The sequence below is a fragment of the Wolbachia endosymbiont (group A) of Longitarsus flavicornis genome (assembly GCF_963931955.1).
Lineage (GTDB): Bacteria > Pseudomonadota > Alphaproteobacteria > Rickettsiales > Anaplasmataceae > Wolbachia.
The window spans coordinates 180,060-203,935 of sequence record NZ_OZ008337.1 but is presented as its reverse complement, the minus strand read 5'-3'; the positions used below and the strand labels follow the sequence as shown (position 1 = coordinate 203,935).

Genomic DNA, 23,876 nt, shown 5'->3' with positions numbered 1-23,876 from the left:
AAGATTTGTAGCTGAATTAATTTAGATTTACTGGATTTAATATGAAAAAGACCCAATACAATAATTTAGTTTCATCTTACGCTAGAGTGCTGTTTCATGTCTCAGGAAGCAGGTTAGGTATTATAAGGAAAGAAGTAGAATTTTTGTTGGCTTTTTTTAAGGATCAACGTGATGTTTTTGTGTACCTATCTCATCCTATGATTTCTTTTGCACACAAAAAAGAAGTGATACTTTCTATAAATGAGCACTTGAGTGAGAATTTAGTAAAATTTATTATGGTTATATTTGCAAATAAACGCTCTAGTTTATTGATCCTTATATTAGAAAAATTCTTAAGTCTTGCAAGAGAAAATGAAAATGAATTCGAGATTACTATAAAGTCAGCAGAAACTTTAAAGGAATCTGATATAAAAATAATTACTGAATCTTTGAGCTTTCTTGGTAAAATAATAAAAGTAAGCAATGTGATTGACCCTTCTATACTAGGTGGCTTCGTAGTTAGGTATGGTTTTAATTTGATCGATGCTTCGCTAAAAAGTTACTTGGATAGGTTAGTTGACTTAAGTAAAATGGAAATATTAAAAGTAAGGAATTTTGTATGAAGAACAGTATGAATGTTTCTGAGATAGCAAGTGTAATAAGGGAAAAAGTTGAGACGTTTGATAATCCTATAAAGCGGGAAAATATAGGTGAAGTAATTTCAGTAACAGATGGTATTGCATTGGTTTATGGACTGGAAAAAGCAAAATTCGGTGAAAAGGTATTTTTTGCAAGCGGTGTAGAAGGAATAGTTCTTGATTTAGATCATGATACGGCTGGAATAGTTGTGCTTGGTAATGACCGTGATGTGAAAGAAGGGGATGTTGTAAAATGTAGTGGTAATGTTGTGCAGGTGCCTGTAGGGCATGAATTGTTAGGGAGAGTTGTAAATGCGTTGGGCCATCCTATAGACGACGGTGGGGAAATTAGAGCCAAAAACAGAATGGATATAGAATCCAAAGCGCCAGGTATTATTGATCGTAAATCTGTGCATGAACCGTTGCAAACAGGAATTAAAATTATAGATTTGCTAATTCCAATAGGTAGAGGGCAACGTGAATTAATTATTGGCGATAGACAAATTGGTAAAACTACTATTGCGCTTGATACTATTATAAATCAGAAGAAGATTAATGATGAAGTAGATGAAAATCAAAAAGTTTACTGTGTTTATGTTGCTATTGGACAAAAAATTTCAACAGTAGCAAAAGTGGTAAATAAGCTAAAAGAAAGTGGAGCATTAGAGTATACAACTGTAGTTGTGGCTAGTGCATCTGACTGCGCGCCTATGCAATTTTTAGCACCTTATGCTGGTTGCACTATTGGGGAATTTTTTCGTGACAATGGAATGCATTGTTTGATTGTATATGATGATTTATCTAAGCATGCTGTAGCATATAGGCAGATGTCTTTATTGCTCAGACGTCCTCCTGGTCGTGAAGCTTACCCTGGAGATATATTCTATGTACATTCTCGCTTGCTTGAAAGAGCTGCTAAAATGTCTGATAAAAAAGGGCAGGGGTCTTTAACTGCTTTGCCAATTGTCGAAACTCAAGCTGGTGATGTATCTGCATATGTGCCAACAAATGTTATTTCAATTACCGATGGGCAGATCTTTCTTGAGTCTGAATTATTTTATAAAGGATTTCGACCTGCAGTAAATATAGGTTTGTCGGTTTCACGGGTTGGTTCTGCTGCACAATTAAAGTCTGTGAAAAAAGTTGCTGGTTCTATAAAGCTAAGCTTAGCTCAGTATAGAGAATTAGAAGATTTTGCAAAATTTGGTTCTGATCTTGATGCTAGTGTTCAATTATCCTTGAATAAGGGTAAATATCTTGTTGAGTTATTAAAGCAAAAACAACATTTACCTATGCCAATAGAAGAGCAAGTAGTGCTGATGTATATTTTTTCTAGTCTATATAATCAGTTAAGTAAAATACAAATAAGTAACGTTAATAAATTTGAACATGATCTTGTTAATTATTTTCGTACTGTACACCCTGGGGTTTTAAAAAAGTTGTCAAATGACATGAATGGTGATATAAAAGGTGATATTTTTAATATTGTGAGTAATTTTGTTACTCAGTTTAATTGCGTTTAGGTGGTAATTATGGCTTCATCTATTATTAATAAATTTCCTATGACGAGGGAAGGTTTTGAGAATATGCAAGCCGAACTTGAAAAATTAAAGGAAGAAAAGCCTTCTGTTATACAAGCTATTTCTGATGCTCGTGATCAAGGTGATTTGTCTGAAAACGCAGAGTATCATGCTGCACGGGAAAGGTTAGGTTTTATTGAAGGCCGTATAATGGAGATAGAAAGTAAGCTCTCACATGCGGAAGTAATAGAAGTAAAAAATTTGTCTGGTGATTCAGTAATATTTGGTGCAACTGTGACATTAAGCATGTTAAGTGATAATAACGGTGAAGTGGAATATGTTTATAAGGTTGTAGGCGAATATGAAGCTGATGTTTCAAAGCAGTTAATATCTACTAGTTCACCACTCGGGAGTGCTTTAATCGGCAAAAAAGTCGGTGAGTATGTGGAAGTGACAGTGCCAAATGGAGAGAAATTGTATAAAATAGTTAAGATTGAATTTAAGTAAATTATTATGGTACAGGCCACTTATGCTTCAATGAGTCTACCCGGTATTTCTTCTGTGGAAGATGTATTAGAGGATGCTCGTTCCGGTAAATTATTCATTTTAGTTGATGATGAAAATAGAGAAAATGAAGGTGATTTGATTGTCTTAGCTGAGAAAATAAAGCCGGAACATATGGCTTTTATGGTTAGATACGGTACTGGTATTGTATTTTTAGCCATGACAGAGCTTCATATGAGTAAACTAGATCTTGAGTTTATGGAGAGAAGTAATGTAGACGAAAAGATTGCTCCTCATACTGCATTTACTACATCAATTGATGCACGTTATGGTATCACAACAGGTGTTTCTGCTCATGATAGAACGCATACGATACTTACTGCCATTGATGAAAAGAGTACTAAGGACGATATTATTACTCCAGGGCATGTTTTCCCTATTATTGCAAATGAAGGCGGGGTTTTAGCACGCAATGGTCACACTGAAGCAAGTGTTGAAATAGCAAAGTTGGTTGGTCTTAATCATGCAGCTGTAGGGTGTGAATTAGTGAATGATGATGGCTCTATGATGCGCTTACCTCAGTTGCTTAAATTTGCTGAACAACATAAAATTAAGTTAACTACCATCGACAAACTTATCAGTTACGTTAAAAAATTAAACTAGCGTTTATAAATTTGTATAATTTAAGTGTTAAAATATAGAATTCCTATAAATTATACAAGCACAGAATTTTCATGTTTAGAATTGCTAAGTTTTTGACCTTATTGTTCTTTTTTGCATATTATAATAATGCTTACTCTATTAACATTATTAGAGATAGTGAAGTGGAAGCAATAGTGAAAGAGCTAGCGCAACCTTTATTTTTCGCTGCAAACATTGATAGTGACCGAATAAAAGTTTTTATAATTAATGACAATTCGATTAATGCTTTTGTAATTAACAATAACAGTATCTTCATTCATTTAGGGCTTTTACGATATTCGGCTAAACCTTATGTCCTGCTTGGTATATTAGCACATGAGATTGCTCACATATCTGCTGGTCATATATTGCAAATGAGTAGTGCTATGGGTTATTTTCAATCGATAGCAATGATTAGTTATATGGTAGGATTAGTTTCTAGTATTATCATTAACCCTCAGGTTGCTGGTGCAATTTTGCTTAGTGGTGTAGCATTCAGTTCAAGGCTATTTTTTAACTATTCTCAAGAGCAAGAAAGTGTAGCAGATAGCTATGCTTTAAGGTACCTTGATGAATCTAGCTATGATAATTCAGGTATGAAAGAGATTTTTGATTATTTTAAAAGTATTGAGCATGAGAACACCGAGGAATATTTCCGCACTCACCCACTTAGTGAGAAACGCATATTTGCTGTACAAAATTATAAGGTCAAAAACAACGTAAAACCAATTTTTGCGGATAAGTTACTAAAGTTTGAGCGTGTGGTTGCAAAGCTAGACTCTTTCTTTGCTCCTATTCATGTGTTATCTAATAAATATGAAGATAATTCTGAGTATGTAAATGCTATAGTTTGCTATAGGCAAGGAAAGATAGAAGAGGCTATTGCTAAAGTTAACTCATTGATTCAAGAGTCACACAGTGATCCATACCTATATGAATTAAAAGCAGAAATGCTATACAAAGCTGGAAACTTAAGTGAAGCAATAAAAATGTATGAAGAATCGCTTAGGTATTTATCTGAGAAGAATAGTTATTTAGTAAAACTTGCATTATCTCATACTTTATTATTACACAGTGATGCAAAAAAGGCGATTTTTTACCTGGAGCAGATTTTGAATGTAGAACCAAATAACGCTTTTGTCTGGAAATATTTAAGCATTGCATATAAATGTGAAGCTGATACGGCAATGCATTATTTTGCCTTGACAAAAAAGGCTTGCATTGAAGGTAATTTAAAGCAATTTACAAAATATGCTGAGCTAGCTGTTAAAACTTTACCAAAAGATAGCCCTTATTTGTTGCAAGTTGAAGATATGAAGCGATTTAATGGATAACAAAAAAGCATTTCTGTACTTTTATGGGTTATTTTGTCCACACTTTTCCAACATAGCTTTTGCTTCATCGCTTACGTTGGGCATAATTTTCGTTATGATAGTTTTAGCGCCAAAAAATACACCACAGAACATGCCTAGAGCAAAGAGGGCTGGCCACGGCATCCTGCCAAATATTGCAAGCAAAGCTGCACCAATTATTACTACCGTCATAAGTGGACCGCCTATTCCCCAAACGTAACCAATAATATTGCATATTACTTTAGTTGTGTCATCCATATCAGGATCAGTGGTAGCTGCATAACCTGAGAAAGAGAAAAGTAATACTACACAAAAAATACTAAAAAATCTTTTTATCATAGAGCTCATTTTCTTGCCTTTAAATAATAAATTAATGCAAACTTAAACCTACACATATTTTTATTTTAAAATAAAAATTATAATTTGTCCATACATAAGTGTTGCTACATAAATAACCCACCATTAATGTTAAGCACATGCCCTGTTATATATTTTGCTTCATCACTTGCTAAAAATAAGACCCCTGCTGCTATTTCTTCCCCTGTTCCCATTCTTTTCATTGGAATATTATCTAATATTTTTCCCTTTTGTCCTTCATTTAAAACTTCAGTCATTTTAGTATCTATAAACCCAGGAGCAATACAATTTACTGTTATATTACGACTTGCAACTTCTTTTGCTATAGATTTGCTCATAGCTATTATTCCAGCTTTAGACGCTGCATAATTTGCTTGCCCGGCGTTTCCTGTCAGCCCTATTATTGAGGAAATATTTATAATTCTTCCCCAATTATTCTTAATTAGTTTCCTGCATGCTTCTCTACTCAGCTTAAATGTAGAGCTCAAGTTAATATCAATTACTTTTTGCCATGCTTCATCTGTCATCCTCAATAATAAACTGTCTCGCGTAATGCCCGCATTGCATACAAGCCCGTCAAAGCCTTCCATCAACTCACTTGCTCTATTTACTAGTTGATTTACTTCCTCAGCATTTGATAAGTCACAAGGGAGTATGTGCATATTTTTTTCATATTGTTTAGCAACTTCTTCGAGTACTTCTTTTTTTGTGCCAGAAATACATAAAGTTGCTCCGGCTTTGTGCATAATTTTTACAATTGCTTGCCCTATTCCGCCTGATGCGCCAGTAATCAGGAACTTTCTGCTTTCCAATTTAAACATAATAACTTTATATTATCTTAATTCCTAACAGAATATTGACTGGTTGGCAATAGATTTCTTACATAATATAAGTAACTCAGATATTCACAAAATAAAGGAAAAGTTATAATAAAGTTAAACGTCAAAAAATTTTAAAAACATAGTTGCAGGAATTGTTACTAAATAGTTTATTCTGGTGCTCTACAGTCTAAATGGAATGCTTAAATTATAGATTCTTTGTTTTTGTGTGTTATCTTGAGTTAACACAAATTCACAGTAGTATTATGATCAGTAAGTTAAAAAAGCTTAGCACTGGATTTTCTTTGACAGGCCTGATTGGCCATAGTGATGATATAAATATGCAAGAAACAAGAAATAAAAAGAAGAAGTACCCAAAATTTTTGGATAAGACGTTCGCATTGATTGATGCGATGATAAATTTTATTTTAAAACGCGAAAGTAATAACGTAAATGAAGTCCTGAAAGTAACATGGGGGCCACTATCTTTTGGTCTGATAGTGATACTCATCTTTTTTGGGATAGGTGGTATTTGGTCGGCTATAGCTCCAATTGACGGGGCGGTGCATGCAAGTGGAGAAGTTATTGTGTCTTCAAATAGGAAAATAGTTCAACACTTGGGTGGAGGAATAATAAGCAAAATTTTAGTAAAAGAGAGCCAAGCAGTTAAAAAAGATGAGCCTTTAGTTTTATTAAGTGATGTTAACGAGAAGGCGAATTTAAGTATCATCAAAGAGAAGCTCTTATCATTTTTAGCAACAGAAGCAAGGCTTCTTGCAATCAGAGTAGATTTGGACACACTAGAATTTTCTGATGAGGTTAAAAAATTATCTAACGATGAGCTTGTAAATAAAGTGATAAAGAATCAAGTAAAATTGTTTAACTCTCAGAGAAAGAGCATATTGGGAAAAACGGACATACTGCAGCAACGTATAAAACAGTTAAATGATGAATTAGCGGGGCTAAACTTTCAACTAAATGCAGCTCATAAGCAATATGACTTGATAACTGAGGAGTTGGAAACAAAAAGACAATTACTTGATAGTGGCCATATAAGCAAACCACACATTTTAGCTTTAGAAAAACAGTTTGCTGAAATTGAAGGCAGAGTTGGACATTACCGTTCTGCAATATCTCAAGTGCAGCAAAAAATTGGAGAGAACGAATTAGAAATTATAAACGTAAAAAATGATTCTCAAGAAAGAGCAAACGCTGAACTTAAGGAAGTTAGTACGTCTATTGCAGACTTGAAAGAGAGGCTGATGGTTGCTGAAGATTCATTAGCACGTACAATAATAAAATCGCCTCAAGATGGGATAGTGACAGATATAAGATACCATACTGAAGGTGGTGTTATACAATCTGGAGTTCCGATCATGAGCGTAGTGCCATCGGATGATGACCTAATAATAGATGCTAAAATTCAGACCAGAAACATAGAAGAGGTACTGTCGGCACAAAAGAAAGATAGCAACATAGTCTCTATTGATGGGCTAGAAGGGCTAAAGGTTAAAGTCCGGTTAAGTGCTTACAGTGCACGTCGTTTAAGTTTAATTAGTGGTATAGTAAGCCATATTTCTCCTGACGCTCTTGATGATCCAAGACTAGGGCGTTATTATTCAGTGCGCGTGGTGATACCAAAGTCAGAGCTTGCTCAATTTAAAAATGTATACCTATACCCTGGTATGCCAGCAGAAGTGTACATAGTTACTCAATCCCGTACTCTTTTATCATTCTTATTTACGCCTATAATTGCAACAGTCGATAGGTCTTTTATAGAAAGGTAGATTAGAGTAAATAGGCTTTTTTCATAACGGTGCTAAGGTCTTAGAGTGGACTTCTTGCATAACAAGCCAGTTTTGGCAGCGCGTAGCCGTCATTCAGTAGAAACGAAAAAACTTCCTTGACAAACTCCGCCAGCCCTCTTATCATAAAACTGAAGCTATTTATTTATCTTCTCTGTACAGATTAAATGACAAAAAAACTCACGTATCTGGCGTATCATGTTTAATTTTTTGCACTATGTGCACCTTATGTCTTATAAAATTTCTACCTACATAAGCTGAAACGCGCTTATAAAGCGTTTAAAACATAAAAAAACGCCAACTTAAAAAATGGATAGTGAATAACTAGCTACCCTAGGGTTTCTTTTGCCTTTTTTTCTGTTTAGTAAATTTCTTAACGTTTATAATTTAGATTAGTTGCGGTTTAAAAGTAGCTGAATCGCGATTATTAAGTGTTTAGAATAAAAAAACGCCATACTTGAAAGTATAATGTAAGTAATTAGCCAACCACGGGGCTTCTTTTGCCTTTTTTTTCGTTTGGTGAATTTCTTAATGTTTGTAGCTAAACGACAACCGTCATCCCGCTACTTGTTAGCGGGATCTCTTGTTAAGGAACCAGTGTCACGCTACTTGGATGGGGGGTACTGGAATGATGAGAGGGGGCTTCTGTGAGTATACAGTTTTGCCGGACACAACAGTGCGTACTATGTGTCCTTTTACTTTGCGACCATCGAAAGGGGAATTCTTTGATTTACTAGCAAAGTTGTCAGTTTTAATTTCCCATTCATGATTGAGGTCAACTAAAATTAAGTCTGCAGCAAGGTTTTTTTGTATACGACCACGTGGTATGTGTATTATATCTGCAGGCTTATATGTCAATTTTGCGAGCACATCAAGTAGACCCATTTGCCCACTGTGATAGAGTTCAAGTGAAAGGGGCAGCATTGTTTCAAGACCAACAATACCAAATGCAGCATTTTCAAGTGGCAGATCTTTAGAACTACGATCATGCGGAGCGTGATCGGTTGCAATGCAGTCAATCACACCTGTCTTTAAACCTTCAATCATAGCTAAACGATCTTCTTCAGTGCGAAGTGGCGGGTTCATTTTTGCAATTGCCCCATGTTGTTTTACTATATCTTCAGTCAAAGTGAAGTGATGAGGGGTTACTTCGCACGTAACATTTAATCCCAAATCTTTTGCACGTTTAATAGCATCAAGTGAATCTTTTGAAGAGACATGTAAAATATGGTAGTGCACATTCTCCATATCTTTCATGAGCAGTATATCGCGACTTACCATAACCGATTCTGATGCACTCAAGATTCCCTTTACTCCCAATTCTTCAGAAATTTTACCTTCGTTGATTGCACCACCTGCTGATAAATTTAAATCTTCTGCATGTTGAGCAATAGGAACACCCAGCATGCTTGAATAAAGCAGCGCCTGTCTCATAATCATTGGGTTCATAACTGGCATGCCATCATCAGTGAACCCAACCGCACCTGCTTCCTTTAAAAGTGCCATTTCAGTCAGGTGTTCTTCCGAAGTGGTGATTTTAGCGTAAAATTCAACATTCACATGCGAAGTTTCAAATGCTCTATATTTCAAATATTTAGCCAAAACAACGCTATCAATTGCTGGAGCAGTGTTCGGCTGACAAACTACAGTTGTAACACCTCCCGCAGCTGCAGATTTGCTACCTGTATATATAGTTTCTTTATGTTCCTGCCCTGGTTCACGAAAATGTACGTGAATGTCAATAAGGCCTGGCATTAGAACAAGCCCTTTACAGTCTATTGTTTCGTCAACTCCACTTGTTGAAAATAATGATTCGCCAAAATCAACAATTTTATCCCCTTCAGTCAATAGCGAACCTTTTATATCAAGTTTAGTTTCCGGGTCGATAATACGAGCATTAGTATACGCAATTTTATAGCCTTCCTTTTGCCCTGTTTGTAACAAATTCCAAGTCTGTGTCATTATATTTGAGTATCGATTATGCAATAAATCTAAAGTTTTTTTAATAAAACACAACCAAATTAAAACACAGACTAAGAGCTGTCTTGAATTAAAATTATCCCAAAAATCCCGCCCTTATAACCTAATTAGCTTAGTTTTAACGTTAATGTGTGAAACTCTTAGCTCTGTTGGAGGATTTTCCAGTTGAATATCTAGCTCATTCTGCATGTTCGATAAACAAATTAAAGCTGAATCAAAATCTTCATCGAACTGTTTTGCTTCATGTATACCATCGATTATTTCCTCTAATTCTTCCACATCATCCATTTCTTGCGGCGCACTTTTTAATATCGCTTTTATTTGGTTTAAGTTTTGACGAATTTTCTCCTGATATCCAACAATTCTCTCTTGATATATATCAATCATTTTTTGACATGCGTTGCCTCTAAATGGATGTTCTTTTTTCTCTTTTATGTAAGAACTTTGAAAGTCTTTACAGTTAAGGATTGCTTCTCTATGTTTTTTTATGTCATTAATTGCGCTGATTATCGACTTATCTATTTTCTTTAAATTTTCTTCCCGTTCTTCTCTTTTAATTATACTTTTGGATTCATTTTTTATCTGGTTCATTTTGTCATACAGGTTTCTACATTCTTTGTAAGATGCCATTGGTTGTAATATTCCTTCTTCTACACCTTTATTGTAAAAATTCTTCAACTCATCACTTGATAGTATTGTTATAGCATCTTCCCTTTTACTCTGTGATTTAGGATACTTTTTATTCAATGAACTAACATGATTTAACAAGAAATCTTTAACTAGCCCTTCTTTTTTTACTTCGGATAATCTTTCTAGTGTTTCTATATATTTCAGAGTTTCCGCAAAGAGCTGTCCACCGGAGGGAGCAAATCCTTGAAGTGGTTTACTCTGTGCTTTATAAAAATCGGTTTGTAAAAAATCTTCAGCTTGTTTTTTTATTACTGAAAGTTCATTAAAGGCTTTTTCTGGATTGATTTTCCTCAAAATACTAATAGCTTTTCTAATCGCTTTTTCTCTCTTTTTATTATCTTGCTTTTCATTTAATATCAGATGTTCAGTTTTGGTAAAAGCATTACCTTGATCACTTTTTGCAATGTTACAAACGATGTTTTTTACAACTTTTTCGGTTGCTGCATAATCTATTTCTTTTGCAAAGCAGTCAACAAATGATTGCCAAACTTTTTTATTAACAAGCTTACTTGTCTTATTTCCAAAATCTTCTATATCTTTGAATCCCAAAATAGTATAGAGATTTTTTGCGACTATTGGTTCGGCATGTTGTTTTGCCACTTTACCTTTTATATTAAATGGAAATTTACTAATCTTAGTTGTACCCACAATGTTACCTCAATATTAACGCTATCTATAAAAGTATAAAGATTTAATATTTAATTTTTAATTAATACTAGCACAGCTAACTACGGGAGCATTATGCTAGCATCAATTAACACTTTAACTTCTTACTTGTCATCAGTAATATTGTTTATATAAAAACTATAATTTTTTATGCCTGAATTTGGGAATATATTGCTACTCATAGCCTGCTTATTGTCTTTGACATATTTGTTTTTACCGCTTAGTTCTTGTCGGTTTATTACCACTGCCATATTTTTTTGTGTATCAACATCAATGGCTATTTTGATCTACTGCCACATTACAAATGATTTTTCACTTGAAAACGTATACTACCACTCACACACAACAAAACCTTTGATCTACAAGATTTGTGGTGTTTGGGGAAACAAAGAAGGGTCCATGTTGCTTTGGGCATTAGTACTTACCTTTTACCTATTTCTGATGGGTATTTTTATTGATAACGACAGTAAATTGAAGAAAGTATCCTTGATCACCCAAGGCTTGATTTGCTTTTGTTTTTTACTGTTCACTTTACTTGAGTCGAATCCTTTTACTAAAATGCCAGGCATTGAAACAGATGGACTGGGTTTTAATCCGATATTGCAAGATATAGGCCTTGCTATTCATCCACCGATATTATATTTGGGGTACCTTGGATTTAGTGTTCCTTTTTCGCTCTCTATAGCTGGATTAATTGCAAAAGTTGAAGGAAATGTTTGGGCTAAAATTGTCAGGTCTTGGATACTTATTTCTTGGTCGCTGCTCACTTTGGGCATCAGCTTGGGTAGCTGGTGGGCATATCGCGAACTTGGGTGGGGTGGATTTTGGTTTTGGGATCCAGTGGAAAACGTTTCTTTGATGCCGTGGCTAATTGCAGTAGCGCTGACACATTTGTTGCTTGTGGTACGAAATTTCAATGTTTTAAGAAACTTTGCTATTTTACTTACGCTTACAACTTTTATATTGAGTGTGACTGGAACATTTCTAGTCCGCTCAGGAATACTTACTTCAGTGCACACGTTTGCAGATGATCCAAGGTATGGACTGTATATATTAACTCTACTTGGTGTAATTACAGTCAGTAGCTTAGTAATATTTGTAGTGTTTACGAGAAAAAATCACACATCTGCAATGTCATTCCAGTGCGTGACACTGGAATCCAGAAAGAAACTTGCTACTCAAGTGACAGAGGGTAGAAGATTCTTTTCAAGCCTTACGATGATGCTGATGAACAATTTATTATTCATCACTGCCTTTTTCATTGTGTTCGTTGGCACTTTATATCCTACAGTGCTCGAATATTTAACCGGTGAATTAATTTCAGTTGGAGCACCATATTACAATTCTTTATTTAACTCTATTGCACTAGCTATTCTAGTGCTCACCATGATCGGGCAATACTGCAGTTGGCAGGGAAATAGTCTATTGCCAATATTCCGTGAATACAGATTCTCATTCTGCAGTGCTGCAGCTATTTTGCCGTTTATCTTTCACATGGAGCTAATGATTGTGCTATCAATTACCATCTCCATAGCATTATTAATCTTTGTTTTAGAAGCATACAGTAAAAGAATTCGTTTATTTAAGGTAGCATTTGGTGAATCAATTTTATTAGCAAGAAGAGTTTCTAAATCCTACTATGCAATGATGCTTGCTCATGCTGGAGTGGCAATTCTAGTGCTTGGTATAGCTTATTCGGTTGGTTGGCAGGAGAAAAAAGAAAATTACTTAAAAATAGGGGATAGCATAACAGTCAATAAATTTAAAGTTACTTTACGAAATATTGAGCTAATAAAAGAAAAAAATTTCCATGCAGTGAGGGGTACAATGGATATCAGGAATTTGCTGAATAATAAGATATTAGGTGAAGTAACTCCTGAATATAGATTTTACCTTGCGGAAGGTCAGAAAAATGTTGAAAGCAGTATCTACCACAATTTATTTTCTGATATTTATGTTGTAATTGGAGAGATTGATAAGAGTAAGAGCAAAATCGCAGCTAAAGTGCACTATAAACCTGGAATGCCTATAATCTGGCTTGGATCCTTCCTCATCGCTTTTGGCTCGCTTCTTGCTGCTTTTCCTTCTAGTGGACGAGCAAGACTAATCACAGAATAAACTAGCGAATTTTTTGAAAAGTATATAAAATTCAAGTTTAAGTAAATAGCATGGCACTTAGACTCATTCCAGATAACCTCAATATCAAGTTTAGTAAATATAGGGATTTGACTGCACTCGTTAGCATTATTCTTATCATCTTTTCAATGCTCATTGTTGTACTGCGTGGAGTGAACTTAGGCATAGACTTTGCAGGCGGAATTTTGATAGAGATAAAATCTTCAGATGAGAATCACTCTATTCTCGATGCATTAAAAGAAAATGGTTTTACAGTGCAGAGTTCAAAAGCGGGTGATAATTTAGTCATGCGTTTTAAAGATGAAGGAGGTGAAAATAAAATCAAAAAGATAAAAAGCATACTAGAAGAAAAGCTGGGGAGCTCAATAAGCTATCGTAAAATAGATTATGTTGGCCCACAAATAAGCTCAACACAAATATTTGAAGGAATGTTATCCATGTTGATCGCGATTGTTGGAATATTTTTTTACGTTTGGTTTAGATTTAATTGGCAATGTGGATTCAGTGGAATAACAGCACTGATTCATGACGTGATTTTAACTGTTGGTTTTATTAGCCTAACTGGCATTGAGTTTAATATTTCATCAGTTGCAGCTCTTCTCACTGTCATTGGTTATTCAATCAATAACTCAGTAATTATATACGATCGGATTCGAGAGTATTGCAAGAGTGGTAAAAGTGGGCGGATGAGTGAAATAGTAGATGCAAGTATCAACGCTACATTATTTCGCACTATATTAACCTCGGGTACAACCCTTCTTGCTGCTCTTCCTTTGGCATTAATCTGCACAGATGCAGTGAGAGACTTCAGCTTGATCATTTTTTTTGGTATTTTGATTGGCACTTGTTCTGCAATATTTATTTCTGCTCCTATATTAACCTACAGAGCTTTGATAAGCAGATTGTAGAAGTGTTTAGTCGCGGTATAATATCAACTTATTATCTCTTATAGTGAAATGAAAATACCTTAAAAAGCTCATTCCAAGTAGTGAATGAGACATAGAATGAGTGTTAACGCTTGCCTGTACATCATTAATCAAAAAATTTCCTATTTTAACTTGAGGTATTTGGACCACTCCAGCTTTTATTTGACCTTTCGCAGTTTCATATATTTTAAAATCCTGAACGTTTTGTAAGTTAATACCAGCATGTAATGCGTCTTTTTGTGATAGAACAATATCGGTTGCTCCAGTATCAAGCAAAAACGTTATATTGCTATCATTGACTTGAGCCTGAATATAAAAGTGTCCATCATATGATTTCGTAAATTCGATACTTCCACTATTTTGAATTTTTCCTTTATATGGTAAAAAAGTACTGAGAAATCTGTCGCTTAGTTTGTCCCTTTGTGAATCAATAAGCATTGCAGTGGTGGCTATTATTAGTAACCAAATAACTAGATTTTTCACCGCGTTCATATTATTAAAATTCGAAGCTATTAAAATAAATTTTAAAGATTAGCGTTAAAAGTTATTATTAAAAATAAGTAAATTTCATTGTTTTAGTACAATATTTAATATACACTTTAAGAAGATATGTTTGATTTAATTTCATGTCAGAAGCAAAAAGTTTAATTTTAGCAGCTATCCTTTCCATGTTGATCATGGTATCTTGGCGTATTATTTATGATAATTTTTTTAGTACAAACCAAAACCAGCCATTGATTGAAAATATTGAACATATCGAATCTTTTAACGACCTTGCTCCTATAATATACCAAAATCGTTCTGAAATTATTAATTCTACTCGAGAACAGAGGGTTAGTTTAACCAATAACATGATTAAAGGATCAATTTCTCTGAAAGGTGCAAGGTTTGATGACTTAATTTTAACTAATTACCACTTAGAACCGAATTCTTCTTCTCCACAAGTGGTGTTACTGTCACCTGCAGAATCAAAAGATGTATATTTCGCAGAATTTGGGTGGCTCGATCCGAATAACAAGATTAAAGTTCCAGATTCTAAGGCAGTCTGGCAAGCAGATAAATTCAATCAAAAAGAGGTCAATTTATTTTGGGATAATGAAAATGGCATTGTGTTTAAAATGAAAATTAGCCTCGACGATAACTACATGTTTAAGGTTGAGCAAGTTGTTGAAAATAATACAAAGGATAATGTAGTTTTGGTTCCTTATGGTAAAATCAACCGTAAACGTGATAATATTAATGAGTCTTATTGGATATCACATGAGGGAGTACTGGGTGCATTTGATAATAAACTAGAGGAGTGGACATATAAGGATATTTCCAAAAAACATTTAGTAAAAGCAAGCACGAGTGAAAAAAATTGGTTTGGTTTTGCTGATAAATACTGGCTTACAGCCATCATACCTGAGAAATCCGATAAAATAAATGTAAGCATTAAACACACAAACGTTAATAATACTGATAAATTCCAAGTAGATTTTGTCAAACCTTACAAGAGCATACTTCCTGGTGCAAGCGTTTCTAATGTGAATTATTTTTTTGCTGGAGCAAAAAAGTTGAATTTACTGGATTCTTATAAGGATACTCTCAATATACCTTTATTTGATAAAGCTGTAGATTTTGGTGTTCTTTACTTTATAACTAAACCAGTGTTTTTACTGCTTGAATACTTTAACTTCGTTTTAAAGAATTTTGGCTTAGCAATATTATTGCTGACTTTAGTAATCAAACTTTTGATGCTTCCTTTATCTAATAGATCATATGTTTCAATGTTCAAGGTGAAAAGCTTGCAGCCTGAGCTAACTCGTGTAAAAGAGTTGTATAAAAATGACAACTTAAAGCAGCGTAAAGAGACAATTGCATTGTTTAAGAGAAACAACGTAAACCCAATGTCGAGCATTTTTCCCATGCTAATACAAATACCGGTATTTTTTGCTCTATATAAAGTATTATTTGTTACTATAGAGATGAGACACGCCCCTTTTTATTTATGGATTAAGGATCTTTCAGCTCCTGACCCAACGAACATCTTTACATTATTTGGGTTGTTTAATTACAATTTCCCTATTTCTATAGGAATTTTGCCTATAATTTTTGGTATTACTATGATAATTCAGCAGAAGCTAAGTGAGAAAAGCAAAGACGATATTCAAGTAAATGTTATGAAGTTTTTACCTTACATTTCTGTCTTTATTTTTTCTTCTTTTCCTGCTGGCCTGATAATATATTGGATATTTAGTAGTATTATAACTTTAATTCAACAATCATTAATAAAGTTGTTTTTAACAAAAAAAGTGGTAGTAAATGTCGAGAATACTAATAGTTAATTCGATTTATTATACTGAAATAGCGAACCTTTTGCTTGAAGGTGCAATTGATAAATTAAAAGGCAGTAATGCCAGTTACGATGTAGTTGAGGTTCCTGGTACATTTGAGATACCAGCTACAATTCTTTTTGCAGTCAAGAGTGGGCATACTAATTATGATGGTTATTTAGCTCTTGGGTGCGTAATTCGCGGTGAAACCGATCATTATCAATATGTTTGTAAAGGAGTAATTGAAGGCTTAAATGCAGTTGTTATGCATTATGCAATGCCCCTTGGTATGGGCGTAATTACCGCTGACAGCAAAGATAAAGCACTAGTTAGAGCTGATAAAAACAAAAAGAACGTTGGTGGCCATGCAGCCTCAACTGTTTTGCATATGATAGATTTACACAATAAATTAAAATAATGGAGGAAAAACCAGTAGATAAAAAGTGGCGCATAAAAAGAAGCACGGCGAGATTTCTTGCTGTACAAATTGCTTATTCAAATATTTTCGTAGGTTACAACAAAAGCACTTTTAAACTGGAAAATTGTGAGCTTAAGGACTACATAAGTAAGTTGAAAGATATATTTGAATGTGAAGAATTTGAACATCAGTTCTTAGAAAACTTGTTATATAAGGTTATAAAAAGCAGTGAAGAATATGATAAAATAATAGAGTCTTACTTACACCCAAGCTGGTCCCTCTCACGGTTAAATCTTATAAGCTTATCTATCTTGCGCGTTGCAATATGTGAGTTGATTAATTGCGATACACCAGTTCCAGTTGTCATTAATGAGTATACTAACATTGCATCTGATTTACTTGATAAATCAAGCGAAATTGGTTTTATTAATGGGTTATTGGATAAGGCAAAAGATGCAGTTAAATTAAATAAAAATTCTTAGCAGCTTCTTACAACTGTACGAATGTCTCTTTTTCAAGACAATTCCCATAATGAATTTGAGTAACCGACACTAAAAAAACAAAGAGGCAGACTTAATCTACCTCTTTTATTTCACTTGGCTATACTGTCTGTTGTTGAGAAGCAACTTGTTCAACAATAAGTGAGCCTAAATAAGTGTTAACCTCTTTAGCACCCTCTTTGTCTAAACCTAATGTTTTATTCCACTCTGTTTTATTTACTGCCTCGAACTTACCTTCATCGTTTTTCTCTTCTAGTGAATTTATACTTAATAATAAAGTATTGCCTACCGTATTGCCCTTATCAGGCAAATTATTAACAATAATACGGTAGTTCTTGCCTTCTAAGCTGAAGTCTATATAACATTTACCCTCTTCCACTTTACCTTTTTCATCTTTAACTTGGTTATTACTTGCCATTTCCGTAAATGTGTCTTTTGTTACTAGCAATGCTGCTTGTTTATCATTATCAACAATCTTCGGAGCGTTTAACTCAGATGTTTTGTTATTTTTGCTGATAGCGTATATTGCTAGACTAGTTAGTGCAATAGCAACAATTGCTAATATACCGATTCCAAGTGGTGTAGCTGCAAAAGCTGCAAGTGGAGCTAGCATGGAAGTTGAAGACACCCAATATGGTGATGAAAGTGCTACTGCTGCGCCTATGACATACAGAGCAGTAAGTGCTACAAGAGCAGTATTTGTTTTGTGGAATTGACCACAGTGATTTTTAAAAGTTAGCATAAACGACCTCGTTTAATAAAATATTAATATGCTTAAATTGTGTATAAAAAAATTGTCATAGTCAAGCTTTTTCGTAAGTTACCTGCCACTTGAGCCAAAGCCCCCTGTATTGCGACCGGTTTCTTTTGTGCAGAATTCTTCTCTGTCATCCCAAATTACCTGAGATACAGGAGAAATAAGAATTTGTGCAATTCTATCTCCCCTTTTTATTTCGTATGGTTGATTACTTAGATTAATTAGGCAAATTTTAACCTCACCTCGATAATCAGAGTCTATAGTGCCCGGAGAGTTTAAGACAGTGATTCCATGTTTTGCAGCAAGACCAGAACGTGGGCGTATTTGCCCCTCAAAACCGTTTGGTATTGCAATCACAATTCCAGTTGGAACAAGTAATCTCTCAAGTGGATTTAAAACAGCAGAGTCATTCAATGCAGCATAAAGATCCATACCAGCACTCTGCACAGTTGCATAACATGGAAGAGACAAGTCTTCTCCGTGTGATAATCTTTTTATTTCTACTTTAATTTTACTTCTTTGCACTCCAATTTACCATCTATGAAGACTCAATTATAGCATGTAAATTGTATCTGCAAAAGTGATAAATGTAAATGATGTCATTCCAGCGCAGCCATAAAAATTCCTTGACAAACTCCGCCAGCCCTCTTATCATAAAACTGAAGCTATTTATTTATCTTCTCTGTACAGATTAAATGACAAAAAAACTCACGTATCTGGCGTCTCATGTTTAATTTTTTGCACTATGTGCACCTTATGTCTTTATAAAATTTCTAGGTTTTTACCTAATATAAGCTGAAATGCGCTTATAAAGCATTTAAAACATTAAAAAACGCCAACTTAAAAAATGGATAGTGAATAACTAGCTACCCTAGGGTTTCTTTTGCCTTTTTTTCTGTTTAGTAAATTTCTTAACGTTTATAATTTAAATTAGTTGCGGTTTAAAAGCAGCTGAGTCATGGTTATTAAACGTTTAGAATAAAAAAACGCCATACTTGAAAGTATAATGTAAGTAACTAGCCAACCACGGGGCTTCTTTTGCCTTTTTTTTCGTTTGGTAAATTTCTTAATGTTTATGGCTAAAGATTGCACGAATGTTGCAATTACAAAAGCGTTTCTACTAGGAGGGTGTCATCCCAGTGCTTGACACTGGGATGACACCGAAGGGGCTACTCGGATGACACCTCTGGGTACTGCCGTCATAAATACACCTACGACAATGTTGCAAATTTTTATTTTCCTCTCCATTATGTCCAGAAGAGTTCGGTAGCTCTTTTACGCGAAATACCACATTTACGTCCTCAAGGTTAATTTCAATTCTCTTGACCAATGTTCTGATAATATCACGTTTAGTTAGCCAGTCTGCGTTATCAAGGTTTAACGTAATATTGGAAGAAAAGTCTTCTAAATTGGTCACAACCAGAGTGACCTCCTGTTCTAATTCCTTTTGATAAAATATCTTTTTCTTCTCTTCTTCAATTGTTTTTAAGCTTTGTTTCATTGCTTTAATTCGTGGTTCAAATTCCTCTTGATTGATATATTCTTGAGCATAACCATCAATAAGTCTAGCAATACCACGTTTTAATTTATTTTCTTGTTTCTCTAGCAGGTCGCTTTTTTGATCCAATGATGATTTTTTTAGTTCTGAAAGCCTACGCTTGTATTCTTCTAAAACCCTATTTGGATTTTTCAATAACTGCTTAACCTCTTCCCACACAGCTGTTTCTAATGCATCTGAGCGGATGAGTTTATTGTCACAAATCTTATTACCACCAAAACGGTAAGAATCTTTACCACTACAACGGTAATATGCATAATGGCCACCTTCTTCTTCTCGTCTACTTTTCATGCAAGTTCCGTAACATCCGTAATTACAACGCTTACATATGACTAAACCTTGTAGTAAGTACTTTGCTCCTCTTTTTCTTGTCCTTGCTATTTTTCTATTTTCAGCTAATTGTTCTTGAACAATATCAAATATATCTTCATCTACTATATTTGGCACTTTAATATAAATCCAATTTGCTTTTTCAACAGGATAGACAGAATGGTTACTTTTTGGCTGCTCACAAGAGCCTTTCTGTGGTCTTACTTGTTTTAATCTTACTCCTAACCTTCTTCTACCAAAGGCTGCTTGTCCTTTGTAAGCAGGGTTTTTCAACATACTCCAAATTGTACCTTTATTCCAGCGTTCTTTTCCTTTTTGTGTCTTAATGGACATAGTATTTAGCCGACGACATACTTCCCCAATACTTGTTCTTTCTCTGCCTACCCACAAAAATACTTTGCGAACGACATCAGCTTCTTCTTCGTTAATCTCAAATAAAGCTTGTCCTCCTCCCATATGTTTATCTATATAACGATAACCATAAGGAGCCCCTCCCATTACATTTACACAGCCTTTGTTAGCTGCATAGATTTTACCACGACGACTTCGTTCCATAATTTTCGCACGTTCATATTCTGCTATCATACCTTGCATTTGTAACAGTAATTGAGATTCTGGGTTACCGTTAATCTCATAATTTAAAAAAACCACTTTTGCTCCTGCTCTTTCAAATTCTTCAATCAGCACCATTTGATATGCATATTTTCTAGATAAACGATCAGGAGAATGAATGTAAATCTTATCAATTTTACCTTCTGTTACTTTATCACGTAATTTTTCTAAATCAGGGCGGACTAAATGAGATCCACTGTAGCCGTTATCAATAAATTTATACTCACTTAACAATTTGTATCCGTCCAGATTAATTTGCTTCTCTAAAGCTGCAATTTGACTTTCTATCGTATTTCCTTCTACTTGTTTCCCCGAAGAAACTCTCGCATATAAACATACTGTTACCATTTGACCCTCCTTGAATCCCATTTTTATGTTTTAAGTTTTTTTGACTTGTTTCCTTTGATGCTACCTTTTCATAAGCATCTGATAAGCATTGTTCTGCCAACCGGTTAGGTTCATAGCTACAGCTAATTCGTATAGCTAATCTCTTGTTTCCCATGAACTTTCCTTGAAATAATATGTTCATATCATTCCTTAAAGCCGATGGTTAATTGATTATTAGCGCTATAAGTAAATCGGACTCTTGGTTCTGGACACAGAAGTTTTCGAGAAATGGTTTTCTCTAGTTTTATTTTTATGTTTTTTGCAACATTGTCGGTAGTGTAAAGGAACCAGTGTCAGATAATTTCATGACACCATTCTTTTTCCTGGACCCCAGTGTCAGCTACTCGGATGACACCATTTGTTGTAAATTCACTTTTACTCTATGGTCTTGCCGTTATCCTGAACAGATACAGAAGTTTAGCTTTAACTTTAAATAGGCTACTCGACCGTAACAGACTTAGCTAAATTTCTCGGACAATCCACATCTAACCCTTTTTTTGCTGCAGTAAAGTAAGCAAGGAATTGCATAGCAACACTGTAGATGATTGGAGAGATAAAATTATCAGCGTCTGGAAGTTGCACCACATCTGCGCAAACTTCCCTTAGGAATGGCGTTCCTTGCTTATCACTGAAGGCAATTACTTTGCCTTTTCTTGCAATAATCTCTTGTATATTAGATAGCGTTTTAAAGAATAAATCATCATAAGGGATAATTGCTATAACAAGCACAGTAGAGTCTATTAAAGCAATAGAACCGTGCTTCATTTCTCCCGCTGCAATACCAATTGTATTGATGTATGAAAGCTCTTTTATCTTCAATGCACCTTCCATTGCAACTCCGTATGAACTTCCTCTGCCAATTAAAATAACGTTATTGTGTTCTAATATGCTGCCTGATATATGTTGTATTTTCATCACATTTAAAACATGCTCAACATACTTGGGAATAGAGTTAATAGCGTTGCTTAGCTGTTTTATTCTCTCTCCACCCAGTACACCTTTTATTTTTCCAAGCTCCACGACAAAGCATGCTAAAGTTGCAAGTTGCGCAGAGAAGGTTTTTGTTGAAGCAACACCAATTTCTGGCCCAGCAAGAGTATGTAACACAATATCTGAGATCTTTTCAATGCTGCTGCTAAATGTATTAGTTATACTAATGATTGTTTGCTTCTGTGATTTTGCATAACGCAGCGCTTCTATGGTATCTGCAGTTTCACCAGATTGAGAAATGAATAACCCAATACTGCCTTCTTCCAGCTTGACGTTGCTATACCTAAATTCTGATGAGATTTCTAGATATACTCGAACTTGAGCAATACTTTCCAGCCAATACTTCGCTATTAGCCCAGCAAAATAAGATGACCCGCATCCAACTATAGTAATGTAACTCAGCTCAGAAAACAATTTTTTGTTAGCAAATATTACCTCTTTATATTGCTTGTAAAATTGATTTATTGTTTTGTTTAGTGCACGCGGTTGCTCAAAAATCTCTTTTAACATGAAGCTAGGGTAACCATTTTTGCTAATTAGAAAATCACTTGGACTACTATTTTCTATACTGCGTTTAACTTGTGTACCATTGTTGTATATACTAACTCCACTAGATTTTATCACTGCAATGTCATCATCTTCCAAATGCGATATTCTTTCCACAAATGCACTTAAAGCATTAAAGTCAGATGCAGCAAACACTGTGTTACAGTTATAGCCTATTGCTAAAGGCAAATTTCTCTTCGCAACAAATAAGGCGTCTGGATATTCTGCAAATAATAAGACCAAGGCAAATGAGCCATGTAAGTTGTTTAAACACTTAAATAGAGAATCAATTGGCGACAATCCTTCATCAAGATATAAGGTTAGCATGTTTGGTATGATCTCTGTGTCAGTGTCAGTATGGAATGACATGCCCCTTTCTTCTAGGCCCTTTTTTAGCAGATTGTAATTCTCAATTATGCCGTTATGAGCAACAACAACATTATTTGTACGAATGGGATGAGCATTTTTAAGGCCTGGAACTCCATGTGTAGCCCAGCGAGTATGTGCTATACCAACTGTACTGTGAGACATCTTGCTGTCATCAACAACTTCACATAACCTTTCGACTTTACCTTCTGATTTTTTGACTTCTATCTTACCTTCGTTATTTATGATTGCTATACCTGAAGAGTCATATCCCCTATATTCCAATTTTTGCAACCCAGTTAGTAAAGTTGGTATTACTGAATCACCGCTACTTACTACACCAAATATTCCGCACACAAATGGATCACCAAACAAACTTTTTTCTAAACATGTTAAGCATTTTTGCCTTTATTACTGGTTGATTTATATTCTTTTTATCATTCTTTCGATTTTACCTTTTTAATTGGTTTAGCTGCTACTTTTTGAGTTTCTTTGCTTAAAACCTCAGATATAGCGGACTTTAGGACTTTTATCTCAACTTTTGGTGCTATTTCTATTATAAATTGTGCATTTGCCTCATCAACTTTATTAACTTCACCTATTATTCCACCAGAAGTAATGACTGTATCACCACGCTTTATTTGATCTATCATCTTTCTATGTTCTTTTAGTTTTTTTTGTTGCGGACGAATAATGAGAAAATAAAATACCACAAATATTAAAATCAGTGGAATAAAACTAGCAAAAGATGCGCTGATACTTGATGCATTGCTAGTTGCATCTGCTGCAAAAACTTCAGAAATGAACATATTTAATCCTAATTGTTAACGATAAAAATAAACCTATTTAAGTATTAATTGCAATACCATACCATGTCAAGTTTGGTGGAAGCATTTCTCAATATCGGTTGCGAATTCTAAGTTATGCTAAAACTAATATGGCGGGAGTGATGAGACTTGAACTCACGACCTCATGCGTGACAGGCATGCGCTCTAACCAACTGAGCTACACCCCCCTAATTTCTTTTTAGCGTTTTCGGGCTTCG

General features: G+C 34.6%; 21 protein-coding genes and 1 tRNA gene. 11 read left to right on the top strand and 11 right to left on the bottom strand.

Annotated elements, in window-relative coordinates; all coding sequences use genetic code 11:
- Positions 1-41 precede the first annotated feature (41 nt).
- The 5 genes from atpH (at position 42) to AABM58_RS00950 (ending at position 4,656) form a co-directional block, all read left to right on the top strand.
- On the top strand, positions 42-602 hold the full coding sequence (gene atpH, locus AABM58_RS00970) for an ATP synthase F1 subunit delta (protein WP_338406034.1): 561 nt from the start codon (positions 42-44) through the stop codon (positions 600-602).
- Positions 599-2,140 carry a F0F1 ATP synthase subunit alpha gene (gene atpA, locus AABM58_RS00965; protein ID WP_338406033.1) on the top strand — a complete coding sequence of 514 codons (1,542 nt, stop codon included), beginning with the start codon at positions 599-601 and terminating at the stop codon, positions 2,138-2,140. The genes atpH and atpA overlap by 4 nt, the downstream gene beginning before the upstream one ends.
- A gap of 9 nt (positions 2,141-2,149) precedes the next feature.
- The gene (gene greA, locus AABM58_RS00960) at positions 2,150-2,644 is read left to right on the top strand and encodes a transcription elongation factor GreA (RefSeq protein ID WP_264704997.1); all 495 of its coding nucleotides are present in this window, start codon (positions 2,150-2,152) and stop codon (positions 2,642-2,644) included.
- Between the two features lie 6 nt (positions 2,645-2,650).
- Positions 2,651-3,304 (top strand): 3,4-dihydroxy-2-butanone-4-phosphate synthase, encoded by a 654-nt coding sequence (gene ribB / locus AABM58_RS00955; protein ID WP_338406032.1) that lies wholly within the window; start codon positions 2,651-2,653, stop codon positions 3,302-3,304.
- 71 nt (positions 3,305-3,375) lie between these two features.
- Positions 3,376-4,656, top strand: coding sequence for a M48 family metalloprotease (locus AABM58_RS00950; protein ID WP_338406031.1), 1,281 nt, complete (start codon positions 3,376-3,378; stop codon positions 4,654-4,656).
- Between the two features lie 21 nt (positions 4,657-4,677).
- Here AABM58_RS00950 and AABM58_RS00945 read toward each other — a convergent pair whose 3' ends face one another.
- Both AABM58_RS00945 and fabG read right to left on the bottom strand, forming a co-directional pair.
- The gene (locus AABM58_RS00945; protein ID WP_338406030.1) at positions 4,678-5,022 is read right to left on the bottom strand and encodes a TrbC/VirB2 family protein; all 345 of its coding nucleotides are present in this window, start codon (positions 5,020-5,022) and stop codon (positions 4,678-4,680) included.
- Between the two features lie 95 nt (positions 5,023-5,117).
- On the bottom strand, positions 5,118-5,852 hold the full coding sequence (fabG, locus tag AABM58_RS00940) for a 3-oxoacyl-[acyl-carrier-protein] reductase (protein ID WP_338406029.1): 735 nt from the start codon (positions 5,850-5,852) through the stop codon (positions 5,118-5,120).
- A 263-nt stretch (positions 5,853-6,115) separates the two neighbouring features.
- Between fabG and AABM58_RS00935 the strand changes: the two genes are divergently transcribed.
- The gene (locus AABM58_RS00935) at positions 6,116-7,636 is read left to right on the top strand and encodes an HlyD family type I secretion periplasmic adaptor subunit (protein ID WP_338406028.1); all 1,521 of its coding nucleotides are present in this window, start codon (positions 6,116-6,118) and stop codon (positions 7,634-7,636) included.
- Between the two features lie 618 nt (positions 7,637-8,254).
- Here the strand turns inward: AABM58_RS00935 and AABM58_RS00930 are convergent.
- Positions 8,255-9,616, bottom strand: a complete 1,362-nt coding sequence (locus tag AABM58_RS00930) for a dihydroorotase (RefSeq protein WP_338406027.1) — start codon at positions 9,614-9,616, stop codon at positions 8,255-8,257.
- A 114-nt stretch (positions 9,617-9,730) separates the two neighbouring features.
- On the bottom strand, positions 9,731-10,972 hold the full coding sequence (locus AABM58_RS00925) for a hypothetical protein (protein WP_338406026.1): 1,242 nt from the start codon (positions 10,970-10,972) through the stop codon (positions 9,731-9,733).
- Between the two features lie 168 nt (positions 10,973-11,140).
- Between AABM58_RS00925 and AABM58_RS00920 the strand changes: the two genes are divergently transcribed.
- Both AABM58_RS00920 and secF read left to right on the top strand, forming a co-directional pair.
- Positions 11,141-13,108 carry a heme lyase CcmF/NrfE family subunit gene (locus tag AABM58_RS00920; protein ID WP_338406025.1) on the top strand — a complete coding sequence of 656 codons (1,968 nt, stop codon included), beginning with the start codon at positions 11,141-11,143 and terminating at the stop codon, positions 13,106-13,108.
- Positions 13,109-13,158: 50 nt separating this feature from the next.
- Positions 13,159-14,034 (top strand): protein translocase subunit SecF, encoded by an 876-nt coding sequence (gene secF, locus AABM58_RS00915; RefSeq protein WP_338406024.1) that lies wholly within the window; start codon positions 13,159-13,161, stop codon positions 14,032-14,034.
- A gap of 6 nt (positions 14,035-14,040) precedes the next feature.
- Here secF and AABM58_RS00910 read toward each other — a convergent pair whose 3' ends face one another.
- Positions 14,041-14,544: a TIGR02281 family clan AA aspartic protease gene (locus AABM58_RS00910; protein ID WP_338406023.1), complete on the bottom strand. Its 504-nt coding sequence runs from the start codon at positions 14,542-14,544 to the stop codon at positions 14,041-14,043.
- A 134-nt stretch (positions 14,545-14,678) separates the two neighbouring features.
- Between AABM58_RS00910 and yidC the strand changes: the two genes are divergently transcribed.
- Genes yidC through nusB form a run of 3 tightly spaced genes read left to right on the top strand, consistent with a single transcriptional unit; the run spans position 14,679 to position 17,267 of the window.
- Complete coding sequence (yidC, locus tag AABM58_RS00905; RefSeq protein ID WP_338406022.1) at positions 14,679-16,379, top strand: membrane protein insertase YidC; 1,701 nt, start codon at positions 14,679-14,681, stop codon at positions 16,377-16,379.
- Positions 16,357-16,785: a 6,7-dimethyl-8-ribityllumazine synthase gene (locus AABM58_RS00900; RefSeq protein WP_015588873.1), complete on the top strand. Its 429-nt coding sequence runs from the start codon at positions 16,357-16,359 to the stop codon at positions 16,783-16,785. The genes yidC and AABM58_RS00900 overlap by 23 nt, the downstream gene beginning before the upstream one ends.
- Positions 16,785-17,267 (top strand): transcription antitermination factor NusB, encoded by a 483-nt coding sequence (gene nusB, locus AABM58_RS00895; protein WP_338406021.1) that lies wholly within the window; start codon positions 16,785-16,787, stop codon positions 17,265-17,267. The genes AABM58_RS00900 and nusB overlap by 1 nt, the downstream gene beginning before the upstream one ends.
- 118 nt (positions 17,268-17,385) lie before the next feature.
- On the opposite strand, the gene AABM58_RS00890 is transcribed toward nusB, so the two are convergent.
- The 6 genes from AABM58_RS00890 to AABM58_RS00865 all read right to left on the bottom strand — a co-directional run bounded on the left by AABM58_RS00890 (position 17,386) and on the right by AABM58_RS00865 (position 23,846).
- Positions 17,386-18,027 (bottom strand): hypothetical protein, encoded by a 642-nt coding sequence (locus tag AABM58_RS00890; RefSeq protein ID WP_338406020.1) that lies wholly within the window; start codon positions 18,025-18,027, stop codon positions 17,386-17,388.
- A gap of 78 nt (positions 18,028-18,105) precedes the next feature.
- Positions 18,106-18,567: a dUTP diphosphatase gene (dut, locus tag AABM58_RS00885; RefSeq protein ID WP_338406019.1), complete on the bottom strand. Its 462-nt coding sequence runs from the start codon at positions 18,565-18,567 to the stop codon at positions 18,106-18,108.
- A 595-nt stretch (positions 18,568-19,162) separates the two neighbouring features.
- Positions 19,163-20,911: a recombinase family protein gene (locus AABM58_RS00880; protein ID WP_338406018.1), complete on the bottom strand. Its 1,749-nt coding sequence runs from the start codon at positions 20,909-20,911 to the stop codon at positions 19,163-19,165.
- Positions 20,912-21,367: 456 nt separating this feature from the next.
- Positions 21,368-23,188 carry a glutamine--fructose-6-phosphate transaminase (isomerizing) gene (gene glmS / locus AABM58_RS00875; protein ID WP_338406865.1) on the bottom strand — a complete coding sequence of 607 codons (1,821 nt, stop codon included), beginning with the start codon at positions 23,186-23,188 and terminating at the stop codon, positions 21,368-21,370.
- Between the two features lie 80 nt (positions 23,189-23,268).
- Positions 23,269-23,640: a preprotein translocase subunit YajC gene (gene yajC / locus AABM58_RS00870; protein WP_338406017.1), complete on the bottom strand. Its 372-nt coding sequence runs from the start codon at positions 23,638-23,640 to the stop codon at positions 23,269-23,271.
- A gap of 129 nt (positions 23,641-23,769) precedes the next feature.
- A tRNA-Asp gene (locus AABM58_RS00865) sits at positions 23,770-23,846 on the bottom strand.
- Between the last annotated feature and the right edge of the window lie 30 nt (positions 23,847-23,876).